Genomic DNA, 18,924 nt, shown 5'->3' on the forward strand with positions numbered 1-18,924 from the left:
CCAGTTGCACAACTCGCCTCTCTATGCCGCCATCGACCTCGGCTCCAACAGCTTTCACATGCTGGTGGTGCGCGAGGTCGCCGGTGCCCTGCGCACCGTCACCAAGGTCAAGCGCAAGGTTCGCCTCGCCGCCGGTCTCGATCCGGAATTTCGTCTCAGCCGTGCCGCCATGGAGCGGGGCTGGGACTGTCTGCGCCTGTTCTCCGAGCAGTTGCAGGACATTCCGTCTGACAACATCCGGGTGGTGGGTACCGCCACCTTGCGCCTCGCCACCAACGTCGATGAGTTCCTCAGCGAAGCGGAACGGGTACTCAACCACAGCATCGAGATCATCTCGGGCGAGGAAGAGGCCAAGACCATCTATGAAGGGGTCTCCTGGACCTCTGCAGGGGAAGGCAACCGGCTGGTGATCGACATCGGCGGTGCCAGTACCGAACTGGTGATCGGCGAGCACAGCGAAGCAAAACTGCTCAACAGCCTGCACATGGGCTGCGTCACCTGGCTCAACAATCACTTCGGTGACGGTGAGCTCTCCGAGGCCCGTTTCCAGCAGGCCATTGCCGCCGCCAAGGCGGTGCTGGAGAAGGTGGCGGAAGATTACCGTGCCCTCGGCTGGCGCACCTGCGTCGGCGCCTCAGGCACGGTGCAAGCGCTGCAGGAGATCATGCTGGCGCAAGGGAAGAGCGAGCGGGTCACCCTGCCGAAGTTGCAGGAGCTGATGGGTCAGGCCATCGCCTGTGGCAAGCTGGATCAACTTCAGCTGGAAGGGCTGGCGGCCGAGCGGCTGACCGTGTTCCCCTCCGGCCTCGCCATCCTGATCGCCATCTTCGAGACCTTGGGGATAGAGAGCATGACCCTGGCGGGCGGCGCCCTGCGGGAAGGCCTGATCTACGGTCTGCTCGGCAACAATCACGACTGTGATGCCCGGGACAGAACCGCCGACAGCCTGATCAGCCGCTATCAGCTGGATAAAGAGCACGCCGAGCGGGTGCGCGACACCGCCGTCCTGGCTTTCACCCAGTTACAGCCGGCCTGGCGTCTCTCCAAGCGTTACGGACGCCCGATCCTGCGTTATGCGGCTCTGCTGCACGAGATCGGCCTCTGCATCGAGTACAAGAAGGCGCCGCAACACGCTGCCTACATCATCGACAACATCGACATGCCGGGCTTCACCCCCGCGCAGAAGAAGCTGCTGTCGGCCCTGCTGTTCAACCAGCGGGACGACTTCAAGCTGGATACCCTGGAAAAACAGGGCGCCGTCACCGGTCGCCAGGCGATCCGGCTGGCCCGCATCCTGCGCATCGCGCTGATCCTCTGCATGCGCCGCACCCAGGGCACTGTGCCCAGCTTCACCCTGCAGGCCGAGGAGGAGTCACTGACTCTGACTCTGCCCAAGGGATGGATGGACGAACATTACCTGCGCGCCAGCGAACTGCGACTCGAAATGGAACGCCAGCAGAAGATGGGCTGGCCCACCCGCGTGCAGGAAGCCTGATTGGGCGCCACGCGCCCACTCTGCTCCTTTTCCCATCTGTTCCGACAATCTCTTTCGCAGCCAGGTTCGGCACCATTCAAGGCCTTTCCTTTGATTTTATTTAATTTTTAACCAAACCCCGGATCTCCGTTCCCTCCAGCCATCTAGCCTCTATCGCCAGCTCGGCTAGAGTTGGATTGTCTCTCCCATAGGAACGGAAACCATGAAACATTTGACCCTGATCGGCCTGACCGCCCTGCTGACCGCCTGTGGTGGCGGCAGCGACAGCAACGACAACCCACAGAACGCCCAGATGTCCCTGGCCTTCTCCGACGCCCCGGTGGATTCGGTCAGCAAGGTCTGCATCGCCGTTTCCAACATCAGCATCCATCCCGTCTCAGGCACAGAGCAGGCATGGAGCACCGCCAGCTTCCTGACCTCGGCCCAGGACGATGGCTGCACGCCGGCAGGGGAACTCATCCCCCTCGACAGCTCGGGACACCCGTTGTTTACCTACATCGACCTGCTGAAATACCCGGGCTCCGCCAGCCGCCCCCTGCTGGCCAGCCAGAGCGTGGTTCCCGGCGAATACAGCCAGATGCGGCTGCGGGTCCTGGATGGCCGGGATGCGGGCAACCAGTTTCTGGATGGCACCCCCTACTCCTACGTCAGGCAGGATGATGGTGTGATCAAGCCGCTGGAGGTCCCCAGCAATGAACTGAAGCTGGATGCCTTCACCATTGCCGCCAACGGTCTCAGCGCCTTCACCACCGAGTTCGACCTGCGTCACTCCATGGTATTGCCGGGCCATGAGGAGTATTACAAGCTCAAACCCAGAGGCGTGCGTCTGGTGAACAATACCGAGGTAGCGACCGTCAGTGGCACTGTGGCCGAGGGGCTCTGCGGTGGTCTGCTGACCGACAAGGCCTTCGTCTACTTCTACGACGAGTTGCGGCCGGTGGGGGATGATGCCTATCCCGACATGGCCGACCTCGACAACGGCTTCTATGCTAGCGCCCCCGTACTGCCCCTGGCTGGTGGTGGCTACGGCTACGAGCTGGGCTTCGTGAACCTCGGCAATTACGACATGACGCTGGTCTGCAACGGCGACGAGGATGATCCGGAACTGGCCGGCGACCCGCTGCAACTGGAGCAGGTGCTGAAGGCTCAGGCGGTGGTAGCTCCCACCACCAGCATCAACTTCCAGTGAGAGGCCAGGGGATCAGGGGCGAGAAGCATCATGGCTGACTATCAACCCATCAGCTGTGACCTCTACGACTGGCTCGAGATCGCCGCTCGCTGGCAACTGCCGGTGACCCTCGCCAGCCGCGACGGTCGCCGGTGGGATGACAGGGTCCGCACCATAGAGGCCAGTGACGGCGTCGAGTATCTGCTGCTGGAGAGCGGTGAGCGTCTCAGCCTCGCCGATCTGGCGACCCTGGATCTCGTCTGGCAGGGGGAAGCGCGGCATATCCGCTTCGTCCCCGCCAGCTGACCTCAAGGTAAAAAGGAGGGCCAACATAGGTTGGCCCTCCTTTTTTGTATCTCGACCCCGGCTGGCCTTAACCCGCCAGCGCCGCCATCACATAGACGTCGAAGCGGTTGCTCTTGGTCTCGATGGCCATGCTGGGTTTGTGCTCGTTGAGCCAGCCCGCATAGTCCGGCCGCTTCACCACCACCCGCTTGTCCGCCATCTGCAGTGCCGCCGGCAGCAGGGCATCCGCATCAAGATCCGGCCCCACCAGGGACTGGAACACCCGCATCTCCTTCTTCACCAGCGCCGACTTCTGCTTGTGGGGGAACATGGGGTCCAGGTAGATGACCTCGGGCCGCTCCGGCAACGCCAGCAGGTTGTCCACCGCAGGCCCCTGCAGGAGATGCATGCGCTCGCTGACCCAGGAACCTATCTCGGGATCCTGCGCCGCCCGCGCCAGGCCGTCCTGCAACAGGGCCGCCACCACGGGGCTGCGCTCGATCAGGGTCACCTTGCAGCCGAGAGAGGCCAGCACGAAGGCATCGCGGCCGAGCCCGGCGGTGGCATCCACCACGGTCGGCATGGCCCCGGATTTCAGCCCCACCGCCTTGGCGATGGACTGGCCGCGGCCACCACCGAACTTGCGCCTGTGGGCCACGGCCCCTTCCACGAAGTCCACATAGACGGCGCCAAGTTTGGGTTCGTCCAGCTTGCGCAGCTCCAGCCGCGCGTCAGTCAGCACCAGCGCAAAAGGGGCAGGAAACTCCACCTCGGCCAGACGCAGTCGCAGGGCGTCCAGCTCGCCATCGCGGGCGGGCACTTCACTGAAAACCTGGATATGGGGCATAACGAAGACTCATGGCGGCACGGAAGCGGGCATGATAGCAGAAGCAGGGGATCAGCTCACCGTGGTCAGGTTGGCCAGGTTCATCCCCTGGCGGTTGAGGGTCAGGTATTCCACCAGATCGTCATAGGGCAGCGGGCGGCTGAGCAGATAGCCCTGGGTGAAGGCACAGCCCTTCTGGCACAGGAAGTTGAGCTGCTCCCGGGTCTCCACCCCCTCGATCACCACCTGCATGCCGAGGTTGTGCACTATGTTGATGATGCCGTCCAGCAGCAACCTGTCCTGCTCGTTGAAGGGGATGTGGCGCACGAAGGAGCGATCGATCTTGACCAGATCCACCGGGAAGGTGCGCAGGTAGTTGAGCGCCGAGTAGCCGGTGCCGAAGTCGTCGATGGCCAGCTTGCAGCCCGCCTCGCGCAGGGCATCGATCCGCACCCTGTGCTGATCGCTGCTCTCCATCAACAGGGACTCGGTGATCTCTATGATGATGTCCGCCGGGTCCAGGTCGAAGTGACGGATCACCCTGAGCCACTCGTTCGCCTCGGGATCGATTGTCTGGAACTCCAGGGTGGAGCGGTTGATGGACATCTGCAGATCAGGGAAGCCGGACTTCTGCAGCCGGGCCAGATCCCGGCACGACTGCCAGAGCACCAGCGCCCCCAATCCCTGGATGAGCCCAGCCTCCTCCGCCAGCGGAATGAAGTCCGCCGGTGAGACCTGCCCCCAGTGAGGGTGATACCAGCGCACCAAGGCCTCCAGCTTGGCGACCCGACCGCTGCGATTGTCCCAGATGGGCTGATAGGCCATGGTCAGCTGCGCCAGCTTGATGGCCTCCGCCAGATCCTGCTGCATCTGGTGGCGCTGGCTCACCTCTTCGCGCATGGAGGCGCTGTAGGTACCGAGGGAGCGTCCCTGCCGCTTGGCAACGAACAGCGCCTGCTCGGCGTTGCGCAGCAGCTCGTCACCGTCACCGCCGTCATAGGGACAGAGGGTGATGCCCATGGTCGCCGTCACATAGAGATGCTGGTTCGCCAGCATGAAGGGCCGGGCAAAGCCGCCGATCACCTGCTTGGCGAACACCTCGGCCTGGCGCCGGTTGACTATGCCTGGCACCAGAAAGGCAAACTCGTCGCCGCCGATGCGGGCCACCAGATCCTCGGTGCGCACCCGGCTCACCAGCCGATCCGACACCTCGCGCAGCAGGGCGTCGCCCACATGGTGATCCATGCTGTTGTTGACCGCCTTGAAGTTGTTGAGATCCAGCACCATCAGGGCGAAGCGCTCCCCCCGCTCGCAGAAGCGGGTGAGGCAGCGACCAAACAACCAGCGGTTCGGCAGCCCGGTGAGGTTGTCGTAGTTCGCCTGGGCGGCGATCTTCTGCTCCGCCAGCTTGGTCTGGGAGAGATCGCTGAAGATGGCGATGTACTGGCTGATCCGTCCCCCCTCGCGCAAGGCGCTGATCATCAGCTGCTGAGGATAGAGTTTGCCGTTCTTGCGCTTGTTCCACACTTCACCACGCCAGATCCCTACGCGCTCGAGGGCATGATACATGTCGGCGTAGAAGGTCTGATCGTGCAGCCCGGACTTGAGCATGCTGGGGCGCTGGCCGCAGGCCTCCTCCTCGCTGTAGCCGGTGATCTTCTCGAACGCCGGGTTCACCGAGATGATGCGGCTATCAGCGTCGCACACCAGGATCGCCTCGGAGAGGTTGTCATAGACCCGGTGGGAGAGCTTGAGCTGTTCCGCATGGCGCTTGATGGGGTCGATATTCTCCAGCACCACCATGAGGTAGTCGGGATGCATCTGCTCGTTGCGGATCAGGGTCACCGTCACCCGGCCCCACAGCACGGAACCATCCCGGTGCAGGTAGCGCTTCTCCTGGGTAAAGGCGGGGCGCTCTCCCCGCTTGAGCCCATCGTAGAGAGGGATGCTGGTCAGCCAGTCGTCGGGGTGGTTGAGCTCGGCGACGGTGAGCTGCTGCAGCTCCTGCTGGCTGTAACCCAGCATCTTTTCGATGGCCGGATTGACCCAGAGGATCCTGCCGTTCAGGTCGAGTTTACCGATGCCGACCGGCGCATGGGACATCATGGTGTCCAGGAAGTGGGGATATTCCGGCTGAGCTGGTGACGGCGCCAGCAACTGCTGCTGATACATCAGGGCCAGTTCACGGCCGGCGAGCGGCGCCAACAGGCGCAGCAACCCCATGATCTTGTCCATTCTGGGGGTGGCCCGCTTGAACATGACGCTGCACAACCCCAGCGTCTCGCCCTCGGCGCTCTTCAGTGCAACGCCGGCATAACTCCTGACCTGGCAGCGCTCCAGCACGGCTGCATGGGGGAACAGCTCCCGGGTGCGATCGCTGAACCAGGCTTCCCCCTGTTGCATGACGATCTCACCCGGGGTATCCGCGAGAGGGAAACTGTAGGAGTTGATGTCGAGGGAGGCGGGATAGGCGGCATGCACGGTAAAGAAGAGCCCGGCCTGATCCTTGCCTGAAATCAGGACGAAGTCAGCCCCGACCGCGTTGGCGATTTCACTCACAAAGGTATCGAAATATCCCTGACCACTCGAATGAGACAGGCTTGAGATGATTTGATAGACAGACTCGAGTGCTCGCCTCATGGCAAGGTTCTTTCTCTCCCAGGAAGGTAGAACCCGACTCTACTGAAGAGGCGGGGACAGTGCAAACATGCACTCCGCAAGATATTAAAAAGCCTTGAAAAAAGGGACCAAAAGGTCCCTTTTTCTCTCAAAAATCACGTTTCGATCCCACTATGCCGCAAATGTGTACCTGCTTGAAGCTCTCGCCATCGAGCGGTAAAGCATCCAGTTGGGGCTCTCGCCCGCAGCATAGACGGCGCCTCACGCGGCGATCCCGCTGTGGCGCAGCAAGGCATCCACCTTGGGCTCGCGACCGCGGAAGGCACGGAACAGCTCCATCGGCTCTTTCGAGCCACCCTTCTCGAGAATGTTTTTCAGGAAGGATTGGCCAGTGGCCGGATTGAAGATCCCCTCCTCCTCGAAGCGGGAGAAGGCATCTGCGGAGAGCACCTCGGCCCACTTGTAGCTGTAGTAGCCCGCCGCATAACCCCCGGCGAAGATGTGGGAGAAGCTGTGCTGGAAGCGGTTGAACGCCGGCGGCGTCATCACCGCCACCTGGCTGCGCACTTCGCTCAGCAAGGCCGGGATCTGCTCCGGATTGGCCGGGTCAAACTCCCGGTGCAGGCGGAAGTCGAACAGGGCGAACTCCAGCTGGCGCAGCATCTGCATCGCCGCCTGGAAGTTGCGGGCAGTCAGCATCTTCTCCAGCAGATCGGCAGGCAGCGGCTCGCCGGTCTCGTGATGGCCGGAGATGAAGGCCAGCGCCTCGGACTCCCAGCACCAGTTCTCCAGGAACTGGCTCGGCAGTTCCACTGCGTCCCAGGCCACACCGTTGATGCCGGCGACACCGGCCACGTCGATGCGGGTCAGCATGTGGTGAATGCCGTGGCCGAACTCGTGGAACAGGGTGACCACCTCGTTGTGGGTGAACAGGGCGGGTTTGCCGTCCACCGGGCCGTTGAAGTTGCAGGTCAGGTAGGCCACCGGCTTTTGCAGCGAGCCATCCTGACGGTAGCGACGGCCGAGGCAGACATCCATCCAGGCGCCGCCCTGCTTGTGCTCGCGAGCATAGAGGTCGAGGTAGAAGCTGCCGCGCAGCTCGTCCTCGGCGTCGAAGATGTCGTAGAAGCGCACGTCCGGGTGCCAGGTGTCGATACCGAGGCGCTCGCGCACCTTGATGCCAAATACCCGTCTCACCACCTCGAACAGTCCCTTCACCACCTTGCTGGCGGGGAAGTAGGGGCGCAACTGCTCGTCGGAGATGGAGAACTTGTGCTGCTTGAGCTTCTCGGCGTAGTAAGCGAGATCCCAGGCCGCCAGCTCGCTCTGACCGTGTTGCTCGGCGGCGAAGGCGCGGATCTCTTCGAGCTCGGCCTTGCCCTGCGGCAGAGACTTGGCCGCCAGATCGGTGAGGAAGTTCACCACCTGCTCGGGCTTGTCCGCCATCTTGGTGGCCAAGGAGAGCTCGGCGTAGTTGGCAAAGCCGAGCAGTTGGGCCAGCTCGCGACGCAGGGTGAGCAGCTCGCTCATGATGGCGGAGTTGTCCCACTTGCCGGCATTGGGGCCCTGATCCGAGGCGCGGGTAGTGAAAGCCTCATACAGTTCGGCGCGCAATGCACGGTTGTCGGCATACATCATCACCGGCAGGTAGGAGGGAATATCCAGGGTGAACAGCCAGCCCTGCTGACCCTTCTGCTCCGCCAGCTGGCGGGCGGCGGCCTGCGCACTCTGCGGCAGACCGGCCAGCTCGGCCTCGTCGGTCACCAGCTTGCTCCAGCCCTGGGTCGCGTCCAGCACATTGTTGCTGAAGCGGGAGGCCAGCTCGGAGAGGCGAGCCTGGATCTCGCCGTAGCGCTGCTGCGCCTCGGTGGGCAGACCGATACCGGACAGGCGGAAGTCGCGCAGGGTATTGAGGATCTCCTTGCGCTGGGCACCACTCAACAAGGGGAAATCGTCGCTCTCGGAGAGCGTCAGGTAGGCCTGATAGAGGCCTTCATGCTGACCGACATAGGTCTGGAATTCGGACAGCAGCGGCAGGCAGGCGTCATGGGCGGCGCGCAGCGCCTCGCTGTTGAGCACGGCGTTGAGGTGGCTGACCGGCGACCAGATTCGAGACAGGCGGTCGTTGACCTCTTCCAGCGGGGCGATCAGGCTGTCCCAGGTGTGGGGATCCCGCTGAGCCAGCACATCCTCAATCTTCTGTTTGCAATCGGCGATGGCCTGCGTCACGGCAGCTTGCACCTGATCGGGCTGGATCTGGCTGAAAGGGGGCAGCGAGTCCATTGTCAGCAAAGGGTTAGTCATCTGCGGTACCTCTAAATGCTCTGCAGCCCCTGCCGTCCAGAAGCCTGCTTGGACCATCTAAGATGTAGGCAGAAACCCCATTTATCAAGCCTTTGCCGCCGAGAGCCGGGCTAGCTGCCCACATTTCGCAAAAACCTGCTCATTAATGCAGCAATTCGGCGTCCGGAGACGACAATGCCGGCACTTTGGCCGGCATTGTGGGGCATGGACGCTACCCGCCTCAGCGTTGGGCGTCCTCTTTCAACCACTGGGCTACCCGCTTGGCGAAGTAGGTGAGGATGCCGTCGGCACCGGCCCGCTTGAAGCAGAGCAGGGACTCCAGCACGCACTCCTTCTCCTTGAGCCAGCCATTCTGGATCGCCGCCATGTGCATGGCGTACTCGCCGCTCACCTGGTAGGCGAAGGTCGGCACCCCGAACTGATCCTTCACCTGACGGATCACGTCCAGGTAGGGCATGCCCGGCTTGACCATGACGCTGTCGGTCCCTTCGGCGATATCCAGCGCCACCTCGTGCAATGCCTCGTTGCCGTTGGCCGGATCCATCTGGTAGGTCGCCTTGTTGCTCTTGCCGAGGTTGGCGGCGGAGCCTACCGCATCGCGGAACGGGCCGTAGTAGCTGGAGGCGTACTTGGCGGAGTAGGCCATGATCTGGACGTTGACGAAGCCGTTCTCTTCCAGTGCGGCACGGATCGCCCCGATGCGGCCATCCATCATGTCGGACGGCGCCACTATGTCGGCCCCGGCGGCGGCGTGGGAGAGCGCCTGCTTCACCAGGATCCCGGTGGTGATGTCGTTCTGCACATAGCCTTCGTCATCGATGATGCCGTCCTGACCATGGGTGGTGAAGGGATCCAGCGCCACGTCGGTGATGACACCCAGCTCGGGGAAGCGAGCCTTGAGGGCACGGGTGGCCCGCTGGGCCAGCCCATCCGGGTTGTAGGCCTCTTCCGCCAGCAGACTCTTCTGCGCCAGCGGCGTCACCGGGAACAAGGCGATGGCGGGTACGCCGAGGGCCACCAGCTCTTCGGCTTCCGCCAGCAGCAGATCGATGGATAGCCTGTCCACCCCCGGCATGGAAGCGACGGCCTCACGCTGACCCTCCCCCTCCAGCACGAACACCGGATAGATGAGATCGTTGACGGTCAGCTGGTTCTCGCGCACCAGACGACGGCTGAAATCATGTTTGCGCACCCGGCGCAGGCGGCGACCCGGAAAGGCGCCCGGAAGAGTTATGGCCATGAATCACTCCAAAAGAGGAAGTTGGAAAAATGCGGCGGAGGTGGCCCGGGTATGGGCCAGCAAGGCCTCGGGCGCTTCACCACGGCAGGCCGCCACCACTTGGGCGATGTGCGGCAAAAAAGCGGGTTCGTTGCGTTTCGGTCTGGGTTTCAGATCCCTTGGCACCAGATAGGGAGCATCGGTCTCGATCATCAGCCGACCGGCGGGAATGCGCGCCACCTGCTCGCGCAGCAACTGGCCGCGGCGCTCGTCGCACAGCCAGCCGGTCACCCCGATATGCAGCCCCAGCGCCAGGCACTGGTCCAGCTCCTCATCCGACCCAGTGAAGCAGTGCAGCACAGCTCCCGGCAGCCTGGGCAACCAGGGACGGAGGATCTCGATGAAACGGGCATGGGCATCACGGCAGTGGAGAAACACCGGCATCCCGAGCTCGGCGGCCAGCTCCAGCTGGGCGTCGAATACCGCATCCTGCACCGGACGGGGGGAGAAGTCGCGGTTGTAGTCGAGGCCGCACTCGCCGATGGCCACCACCTGCGGCAGCGCCGCCAGCGTGCGCAAGGCGGGCAAAGTCTGTTCATCCACGCTCTTGGCATCATGAGGATGAACCCCGGCGGTGGAGAAGCAGTAACCGGGCCATTCGGCGGCCTGCTCCGCGCTCTCGCGGCTGCCGGCCAGATCGGTGCCGGTCAGGATCAGCGCCTCTACCCCGGCGGCGCGGGCGCGGGCCACCAGGTCGGCCTGTTCGCCTGCAAACTGGCTGCTGGTCAGGTTTACACCGATGTCGATCATGAGGTTAGCGGGTCCGAATAAAAGGAAGACATATCAGGTATTTGAAAACCATCTACTCAATGGGGCCTTACCATACGCCTCGAACGGATGCATGAAAAGAGGAAGGGAGCCTCAGCTCCCCTCTTCCGGTTGTTCCTGCTCCTCCTCGTCCTCTTTCTTCACATAGAAGCGGGCGAAGAACAGACCTATCTCCCACAGGGCCCACATGGGGATCGCGAGCAGGGTCTGGGAGAAGACATCGGGCGGGGTCAGCAGCATGCCGACCACGAACACCCCGACGATGACGTAGGGACGCTTCTCTTTCAGGCTCTTGGGGGTGGTGACCCCGGTCCAGCACAGCAGTATGGTGGCCACCGGTATCTCGAACGCCACCCCGAACGCGAAGAACAGGGTCAGCACGAAGTCCAGATAGCTGGCAATGTCGGTCGCCACCGTCACCCCGGCGGGGGCCGTGCTGGTGAAGAAGCCGAACACCAGGGGGAACACCACGTAATAGGCGAACGCCATGCCGGCATAGAAGAGCACGGCACTGGAAGCCACCAGCGGCATGACGAGGCGTCGTTCGTGCTGGTACAGGCCAGGGGCGATGAAGGCCCAGGCCTGATAGAGCAGATAGGGGATGGCCAGGAAGAAGGAGACCACCAGGGTCAGCTTGATGGGCGTGATGAAGGGGGTCGCCACATCCGTCGCTATCATGCTGGTCCCTTCAGGCAGCTGGCTGAGCAGCGGCCGGGCTACGAAGTCGTAGATGTCGTTGGAGAAATAGATGAGCGCGACGAACGCCAGCAGGATAGCCACCAGGGCTCGCATCAGCCTGGTTCTCAACTCGATCAGATGACTGATCAGGGGTTGCTCGGCCTGACTCATGGCTTCACCTCCCCTTTGCCAGCCGACTCGCTGACTGGCTCGCTCTCGCGCTGGCTGTTGACCGGCGGCACCGCGGTCAGCTGCACCGCAGGCGCCACCGGGGCGACGGGTTCAGCCTGGGCGACCGGCTCGGGGCGTGGCGGGCGGATCTCGTTCTGCGCTTCCTGCTGTGGCTGATAGGGACGGTTCACCGACTGGGCCGCCGCCTTCAACTGCTCGATGGACTCCTGCAGCTCTGGACTCAGGTTGTTCATCTGCAACTGCTCGGCCTTCTTCAGATCATTGTGCAGCTCTTGCAACTTGAGCTCCTGCTCCAGCTCGGTCTTGACCGAGTTGGCGGTACTGCGGATCAGCCTGATCCAGTGGCTGGCGGTACGGATGGCGACCGGCAACCGCTCTGGCCCCAGCACCACCAGTGCGACGACACCGATGACGACCAGTTCCCAAAAACCGATGTCGAACATGGCTTAGGCCTGATCTTTGTCTTTCTGCTTGGCGGTCTCGGCACTGCTGGCCGTCTCGTTCAGCTGCTTGGCCGGAAACTCCGCATCCTTCTGCTCAGGCTTGGCATCGGCCGGATCATCGGACAACGCCTTCTTGAACCCCTTCACCGCCGCCCCCAGATCGCCACCGATACCGCGCAGCTTCTTGGTACCGAACAGCAGCACGACAATGACTGCGATGATCAACAATTGCCAAATACTGATACCACCCATGACTTTCTCTCCAGGATAGGCGCCTGATGGCGCAGTTTAATTAATGAATGCGGGTCTTCAACCAGCCCAGCAGCCAGCATAACCCGGCGCCGGCGAGACTGATTTGTCCCCACTCAATATGTTGTTTCTGGGTCAGCAAGAATACACCCACCAACAGTAGGCTGGCTCCCACCCCTAAGAGGTAGCGGGCCTGTCCCTGACGGCGGCTGTGCAGGCGAAAATCGGCAAACATCTGCTCGAAGTGGTGCTGCTGATGCCGCGCCTGGCGCAGGGTCTCGTAGACCAGCTCCGGCAGCTCCGGCAGCTTCTCCGCCCAGAAGGGGGCCTTCTCCCTGATCGCATTGAGCACCGCCTTGGGGCCCACCTGCTGGTGCATCCAGCTTTCCAGGTAGGGCTTGGCGGTCTGCCACAGGTCTAGCTGGGGATAGAGCTGACGCCCCAGCCCTTCCACATAGAGCAGGGTCTTCTGCAGCAACACCAGCTGGGGCTGTACCTGCATGTTGAAGCGACGGGCGGTGTTGAACAGGTTGAGCAACACGTGACCGAATGAAATTTCGGAGAGCGGCTTCTCGAAGATGGGTTCCAGCACGGTGCGGATGGCGAACTCGAACTCGTCCACCTTGGTGTCGGGCGGTACCCAGCCGGACTCCACGTGCAGCTGCGCCACCCGTTGATAGTCGCGGTTGAAGAAGGCGAGGAAGTTCTCCGCCAGATAGCGCTTGTCCTCCCGGTTCAGGGTGCCGACTATGCCGCAGTCGATGCCGATCCAGAGTGGATTCTCCGGGTGCTCATAGGAGACGAAGATGTTGCCCGGGTGCATGTCCGCATGGAAGAAACTGTCACGGAACACCTGGGTGAAAAACACCTCCACCCCGCGCTCCGCCAGCAGTTTCATGTTGGTGCCGTTGGCTTCCAGCGCGGCGATGTCGGAGACCGGAATGCCGTAAATGCGCTCCATCACCAGCACCTGCTCGCGGCAGTGATCCGTGTACACCTCGGGCACATAGAGCGCCTCCGAGCCGGTGAAGTTGCGCCTCAGCTGGATGGCGTTGGCCGCCTCCCGCATCAGGTTCAACTCGTCGAGTATGGTCTTGCGGTACTCCTCCACCACCTCGACGGGACGCAGCCGTGCGCTCTGGGGCACGAAACGGGCCACCAGACGGGCCAGCGCCTGCATCAGGCGCAGGTCGGCCTCGATGATGGGCTCGATGTCGGGACGGATCACCTTGATCACGATCTCCCGGCCATTCTCCTTCAGGCGGGCGGTATGCACCTGGGCAATGGAAGCAGACGCCAGCGGCGTCTCGTCGAAGTCGTCAAACAGGGTTTCGATGGAGCAGCCCAGGCTCGCCTCGATCTGGCGTCTGGCCTCCTGTCCGCAGAAGGGGGGCACCCTGTCCTGCAGCAGGGCCAGCTCCTCGGCGATGTCCGGCGGCAGCAGATCCCGGCGGGTCGACAGCATCTGGCCGAACTTGATGAAGATGGGGCCCAGGGCCTCGAAGGCGAGGCGAATGCGGGCGCCCCGGCACAGCTCAGGTTGCTTGTTCTTGAGCCAGAACAGGCTGCGGCGCACCAGGCGTCCTGGCCAGGGCTGATAACGGGCGGGCACCAGCTCGTCGATGCCCTGCTCCAACAGAATGCTGACGATGCGATAGAGGCGCTTGAACTCCTTCGGGGTCATCAGATCACCTGTTGTTCGAGTCGGGCCAGCCGTAACTCGACCGCCTTCATCTGTTGTGCCAACACCTCGACGTCGTCGTTGAAGCTGGCCACTTCCAGCGGGCCAGGAGCGAGACGGGCCTCCTCGGTGAGGAAATCGGCCAGCTGACGCTGGGAGCGGCACAGCTCGCGGCCTACCACACGACGGGCCTGACGGGCGCTGCCACACAGGGTATGAGCCAGCACGTCGCCGGTATAGCGCGACAGCTCCTCTTCCCAGTCGATGTCCAGCTCCCCCAGCAGGGCGCTGAAGGCTTGCACCAGTTGGGGGTCGCCGCTCAAGTCCAGCTTCTCCTCGCGGATGTAGCGGGTCAGGGCGGAAGGATCTTTCAGCAGGCCGATCGCCGTCAGCGAGAGGCTCAGCACGGCGTCGGGTTCCCCCTCATAGCGGGCCAGCACGTCCAGTCGACGTTCGGAGAAGACAAACCAGAGCGGCTTGAGTTCACGCAGTTCCAGCTTGAGCACCTTGCCCACGAGCTTGCGCAGCCGCGCCGGGCTCTGCTTGTCGAGGCTCAGCAACTGGTTGAGGCTGGTTTCGATCACCGCGGTGACCATGGCATCCATCGGCATAGGTGACCTTAAAACTTGTAACCACGGTGCAGGGCGACCACGCCCTGAGTCAGGTTGTAGAACTCCACCTGCTCGAAGCCGACCTGCTCCATCATGCCCGCCAGGGTCTGCTGATCCGGATGCATGCGAATGGATTCCGCCAGGTACTTGTAGCTTTCTCCATCGTTCGCGACGATTTCGCCCATTTTCGGCAGCAGTTTGAAGGAGTAGAGATCGTAGAGCTTGGCGATCACCTCGCTGGCGGGTTTGGAGAACTCCAGCACCAGCAGGCGACCACCCGGCTTGAGCACCCGGAACATGGAGGCCAGCGCCTTGTCCTTGTCGGTCACGTTACGCAGGCCAAAGCCGATGGTGATGACGTCGAAGTGATTGTCCGGGAAGGGCAGTGCCTCGGCATTGGCCTGCACGTAGGAGACGTTGTTCGCCACCCCCAGGTTGCGCAGCTTGTCGCGACCCACCTTGAGCATGGAGTCGTTGATGTCCGCCAGCACCACCTGGCCGGATTCGCCGACGATGCGGGAAAACTTGGCGGTCAGGTCGCCGGTGCCACCGGCCAGATCCAGCACCTTCTGACCCTTGCGCACACCGGAGCAGTCGATGGTGAAGCGTTTCCACAGGCGGTGAATGCCGAATGACATCAGATCGTTCATCAGATCATACTTGGCCGCCACCGAATGGAAGACGCCAGCCACCAGAGTTTCCTTCTCGGTCGCCGCCACGGTTTTATAGCCAAAATGCGTAGTATTAGTCTGTTCCGACATCCCTAAAACACCCATAGAGCAAAGAATGGCCGCCAGTTTACCAGAGCCGGTGACCCGCGGACACCTTAAACCCGGCTGGCAACCAACTGCATCCCCAGCATCACCATGGCCAGACAGAGGAACAGATTGAGACCGATATTGAGCAGTGCCTTCAGATAGGCTCCGTGTTGAGCCAGCACCACGGTATCGAGGGCAAAAGAAGAAAATGTGGTCAGGGCACCGAGGATACCCACCATCAGCAGTGGTTTCATGGGGTGTTCCACCACGTGGCCCTGACTGATGAGTGCAAAAGCAATGCCCATGATGAAAGACCCCACCACGTTGACCACCAGAGTCCCGTAAGGAAAGTGGCGTCCCAGCAGCAGTGCCATCAACTCGGCGATACCAAAACGAAGGCAGGCGCCGATGGCGCCGCCTGCAGCGACAAATAACCAGGTTTGCATGGGGCAGCTCCATAAGTGTCAGGCCGACATTATGCAAAATGCCGGCAAGCGGGGATAGCTGGGCAATTAATCTGTGCGGGGGGACCACCTCATCGGCGAAAATCTACCGGCTCGATCTGCTCCAGATGAAGAGAGGTCTGGGCGGGGCGGGTCTGCGCAATCACGCGGCCGTGGCGGATGGAGTAGCGCACCGGCACCTGACGACGCACCGCATCGAAGCCGTTGTCGGCAGGCAGGATCAGCAAGTTGGCCGGTTTGCCCACCTCGATGCCATAGCGATCCTGCACGTTCAGGGTGCGGGCGCTGTGGCTGCTGATCAGCTTCAGGCCGTCGTTGATCTGCTCATAACCCATGATCTGGCAGACATGGAGTCCCATGTGCAGCACCTGCAACATGTTGGCCGTGCCCATGGGATACCAGGGATCGAACACATCGTCGTGGCCGAAGCAGACGTTGATGTTTGCCTCCAGCATCTCCTTCACCCGGGTGATGCCGCGACGCTTGGGGTAGGTATCGAAACGCCCCTGCAGGTGAATGTTCACCAGCGGATTGGCGACGAAGTTGATGTCCGCCATCTTGAGCAGCCGGAACAGGCGGGAAGCATAGGCCCCGTTGTAGGAGTGCATGGCGGTGGTGTGGCTGGCGGTGACTCTATGACCGATACCGCGCTCGTAAGCCAGGGTCGCCAGCGTCTCGATGAAGCGAGACTGCTCGTCATCGATTTCGTCACAGTGAACATCCACCAGAACCTGATACTTCTCGGCAAGATCGAAGACGTAATGCAGACTTTCTATCCCATACTCCCGAGTAAACTCGAAATGGGGGATCGCGCCGATCACGTCGACCCCCAGCTTGAGCGCCTCCTCCAGCAATGCCTTGCCGTTGGGATAGGAGAGGATCCCCTCCTGCGGGAAGGCGACGATCTGCAGCTCGACCCACGCCTTCATCTCCTCCTTCACCTCCAACATGGCTTTCAGGGCCACCAGATTGGGGTCGGAGACATCGACGTGGGTGCGGACAAACTGGATGCCGTTGGCGATCTGCCACTTCAGCGTCTGGATGGCGCGCCGCTTCACATCTTCGTGGGTCAGCAGCGCCTTGCGCTCGGCCCAGCGCTCGATCCCCTCGAACAGGGTGCCGGAGAGGTTCCAACTCGGCTCGCCCGCCGTCTGGGTAGTATCAAGGTGAATATGGGGTTCGATAAAGGGAGCAATGGCCAGACCGCCCTCCCCGTCCAGCACCCGACCGGCGACGGCATGTTCGTCATGGGGTTCAATGGCGGTGATGACCCCATCCTGACAGCGGATCTGCCACAACCCTTCCCGATCGGCAAAACGAATATGTTGAATCAGCATTTGCTAGCCTCCTGTACCAGAACCGGTCGCTGGGTGAGGCGAACCAGAATGAAATAGATGAAGGCGGCGCCCAATACCGCGTTGAGTGGCACTATGCCTGGCAGCCATTTACCAACAGCCACCCCGACTGCCGTGGCGACCAGTGCCTGCCAACGTACCGCCTCGAACTGTTGATCGGCAAACTGGCGATAACGTTCACGATTGAGCAGGAAATCCATGATGATAATGCCACCGATCGGCGGGATTGCCGTACTCAAAAAGGCCAGCCAGCCGACAAAATTGTTGTAGAGCCAGAGGGCACATGCGGTACCAATCAACCCGTTGATCACGCTGAGTGGCTTGCTCTTGAGGCCGGTAATGTTGGCAAAACCGAGGCCAGAGGCGTAGAGGGCGTTGTCGTTGGTGGTCCAGATATTGAGACCCAGCACCAGAATGGCGGGGATCAGCAGCCCTTGCATCAGCATCACTTCCGATATATCAGCCTGCCCGGTCACTGCCGCACCAGCTGCACCGAAGACGAACATCAGAGTGTTGCCCAAAAAAAACGCCACCATGGTAATCATGACGGCGCCCCAGGGTTTACGACCAAATCGAACAAAGTCGGCGGTCAAGGTTCCTGCACTGATAAAGGAACCGACCACCATGGTCAGCGCCGTGGAGAACTCGATGGGATTGCTTGGTTGCACTTGCTGCAACGCCGCCATGCCACCGGTCGAGGTCACCGCCAGCCAGACCGAGTAGCCACCAAGCAGTGCAATGGCTGGTACGGCGACAAAGCTCAGTACCATCAGGGCAGAAATACCAAAGTAGACGGTCACCGTCATCAGCATGCCCGAAATAGCGATCAGCCAGTTCACATCGATCCCGGTCGCCTTCTGCACCGGCAGCGCAAACATCGCCACGCCAACACCGAACCAGCCGACCTGAGTACCACCCAGGAGTAAAGAAGGTAGCCAGGAACCTTTCACCCCAAAGGAGTAACGGGCCAGTAGGTGGGTAGAGAGACCGGTTGAAGCACCGATATAACCGAGACAGGCGGTATAGATCCCCAGCAACAAGTTGCCGATCAGTACCGCCTTGATGAAGTCATCGAACGCCAGCCCGGTACCCAGCGCCCCGCCAGTCCACATGCTGGCAGAGAAGAACGTCAAGCCTAGCATCACCAACATCAGCGACAGCACACCTTTGCGCCCTTTGGCGGGAACCGCCCCCAAACAGTATTCATTATCCTGCGCCATGTTCTCTCTCCACGTAATAGGCAAAACGCGCCGGATTTTACAGGTAAAACGTTTTACGTCAATCAAGTACGGCCAAATATATGGATAAAAATATCAATAGCAGTCAAGCGAGTAACATCAGCTTAAAAACGCTGATTGCAAGCATAGGGAGCATGGGACAAGGAATATCACAAGAAATGAAGAAACTGACAGAAACAAAAAAGCCTCCCTTTTCAGGGAGGCTTTCGTTTTCATGGTGCTGATACCCAGAGTCGAACTGGGGACCTCATCCTTACCAAGGATGCGCTCTACCAACTGAGCCATATCAGCACACTAACCGGTAAAGACCGCACTGTGTGCGCTATCTAAATCTTTTGTCCAACACAACCTGACGTTGTATCGCGACCAACCACATCGCTGTGATTGCTTAATTGAAGCCTGGCAGTGTCCTACTCTCGCATGGCGAATGCCACACTACCATCGGCGCTACCGCGTTTCACTTCTGAGTTCGGCATGGGATCAGGTGGTTCCACGGCGCTATGGCCGCCAG

Annotated in this window: 17 protein-coding genes, 1 tRNA gene and 1 rRNA gene; 3 read left to right on the plus strand and 16 right to left on the minus strand. The window is 61.5% G+C overall.

Annotated features, from left to right (window positions below; all coding sequences use genetic code 11):
* The first annotated feature begins 4 nt into the window (after positions 1–4).
* The 3 genes from gppA to KW824_RS20100 all read left to right on the plus strand — a co-directional run bounded on the left by gppA (position 5) and on the right by KW824_RS20100 (position 2,969).
* Positions 5–1,495 carry a guanosine-5'-triphosphate,3'-diphosphate diphosphatase gene (gene gppA / locus KW824_RS20090; protein WP_005328890.1) on the plus strand — a complete coding sequence of 497 codons (1,491 nt, stop codon included), beginning with the start codon at positions 5–7 and terminating at the stop codon, positions 1,493–1,495.
* 202 nt (positions 1,496–1,697) lie between these two features.
* Entirely contained in the window at positions 1,698–2,684 is a 987-nt protein-coding gene (locus tag KW824_RS20095; protein ID WP_042648689.1) for a DUF4382 domain-containing protein, read from the plus strand.
* Between the two features lie 30 nt (positions 2,685–2,714).
* The gene (locus KW824_RS20100) at positions 2,715–2,969 is read left to right on the plus strand and encodes a Rho-binding antiterminator (protein ID WP_218410833.1); all 255 of its coding nucleotides are present in this window, start codon (positions 2,715–2,717) and stop codon (positions 2,967–2,969) included.
* Between the two features lie 67 nt (positions 2,970–3,036).
* On the opposite strand, the gene KW824_RS20105 is transcribed toward KW824_RS20100, so the two are convergent.
* From KW824_RS20105 to rrf, 16 genes are all read right to left on the minus strand, one after another.
* The gene (locus KW824_RS20105) at positions 3,037–3,795 is read right to left on the minus strand and encodes a class I SAM-dependent methyltransferase (protein WP_256351440.1); all 759 of its coding nucleotides are present in this window, start codon (positions 3,793–3,795) and stop codon (positions 3,037–3,039) included.
* A 51-nt stretch (positions 3,796–3,846) separates the two neighbouring features.
* Entirely contained in the window at positions 3,847–6,414 is a 2,568-nt protein-coding gene (locus tag KW824_RS20110; protein WP_043132457.1) for an EAL domain-containing protein, read from the minus strand.
* Between the two features lie 240 nt (positions 6,415–6,654).
* Positions 6,655–8,697, minus strand: coding sequence for an oligopeptidase A (prlC, locus tag KW824_RS20115; RefSeq protein WP_171272960.1), 2,043 nt, complete (start codon positions 8,695–8,697; stop codon positions 6,655–6,657).
* A 220-nt stretch (positions 8,698–8,917) separates the two neighbouring features.
* A complete protein-coding gene (gene hemB, locus KW824_RS20120; RefSeq protein WP_218410834.1) occupies positions 8,918–9,937 on the minus strand; it encodes a porphobilinogen synthase in 1,020 nt (339 codons plus the stop codon).
* A 3-nt stretch (positions 9,938–9,940) separates the two neighbouring features.
* Entirely contained in the window at positions 9,941–10,726 is a 786-nt protein-coding gene (locus KW824_RS20125) for a TatD family hydrolase (protein WP_005328873.1), read from the minus strand.
* 111 nt (positions 10,727–10,837) lie between these two features.
* Entirely contained in the window at positions 10,838–11,593 is a 756-nt protein-coding gene (gene tatC, locus KW824_RS20130; RefSeq protein ID WP_005328872.1) for a twin-arginine translocase subunit TatC, read from the minus strand.
* Positions 11,590–12,057, minus strand: coding sequence for a Sec-independent protein translocase protein TatB (gene tatB / locus KW824_RS20135; RefSeq protein WP_218410835.1), 468 nt, complete (start codon positions 12,055–12,057; stop codon positions 11,590–11,592). The genes tatC and tatB overlap by 4 nt, the downstream gene beginning before the upstream one ends.
* A 3-nt stretch (positions 12,058–12,060) precedes the next feature.
* Positions 12,061–12,309 (minus strand): Sec-independent protein translocase subunit TatA, encoded by a 249-nt coding sequence (gene tatA, locus KW824_RS20140; protein WP_025328841.1) that lies wholly within the window; start codon positions 12,307–12,309, stop codon positions 12,061–12,063.
* Positions 12,310–12,349: 40 nt separating this feature from the next.
* Positions 12,350–13,990: a ubiquinone biosynthesis regulatory protein kinase UbiB gene (ubiB, locus tag KW824_RS20145; protein WP_005328868.1), complete on the minus strand. Its 1,641-nt coding sequence runs from the start codon at positions 13,988–13,990 to the stop codon at positions 12,350–12,352.
* Positions 13,990–14,598 carry an SCP2 domain-containing protein gene (locus KW824_RS20150; RefSeq protein WP_218410836.1) on the minus strand — a complete coding sequence of 203 codons (609 nt, stop codon included), beginning with the start codon at positions 14,596–14,598 and terminating at the stop codon, positions 13,990–13,992. The genes ubiB and KW824_RS20150 overlap by 1 nt, the downstream gene beginning before the upstream one ends.
* Before the next feature lie 8 nt (positions 14,599–14,606).
* Positions 14,607–15,359 carry a bifunctional demethylmenaquinone methyltransferase/2-methoxy-6-polyprenyl-1,4-benzoquinol methylase UbiE gene (gene ubiE, locus KW824_RS20155; RefSeq protein WP_041206685.1) on the minus strand — a complete coding sequence of 251 codons (753 nt, stop codon included), beginning with the start codon at positions 15,357–15,359 and terminating at the stop codon, positions 14,607–14,609.
* Between the two features lie 65 nt (positions 15,360–15,424).
* Positions 15,425–15,802 (minus strand): fluoride efflux transporter CrcB, encoded by a 378-nt coding sequence (gene crcB / locus KW824_RS20160; RefSeq protein ID WP_005328863.1) that lies wholly within the window; start codon positions 15,800–15,802, stop codon positions 15,425–15,427.
* Positions 15,803–15,891: 89 nt separating this feature from the next.
* On the minus strand, positions 15,892–17,157 hold the full coding sequence (locus KW824_RS20165) for a cytosine deaminase (protein ID WP_218410837.1): 1,266 nt from the start codon (positions 17,155–17,157) through the stop codon (positions 15,892–15,894).
* Complete coding sequence (codB, locus tag KW824_RS20170; protein WP_218410838.1) at positions 17,151–18,395, minus strand: cytosine permease; 1,245 nt, start codon at positions 18,393–18,395, stop codon at positions 17,151–17,153. The genes KW824_RS20165 and codB overlap by 7 nt, the downstream gene beginning before the upstream one ends.
* A 233-nt stretch (positions 18,396–18,628) precedes the next feature.
* Positions 18,629–18,704: transfer RNA gene (locus KW824_RS20175), tRNA-Thr, on the minus strand.
* A gap of 106 nt (positions 18,705–18,810) precedes the next feature.
* Positions 18,811–18,924: ribosomal RNA gene (gene rrf / locus KW824_RS20180) — 5S ribosomal RNA — on the minus strand.

This window comes from Aeromonas sp. sif0611 (assembly GCF_019218845.1).
GTDB classification, from domain to species: Bacteria; Pseudomonadota; Gammaproteobacteria; order Enterobacterales; family Aeromonadaceae; genus Aeromonas; species Aeromonas media.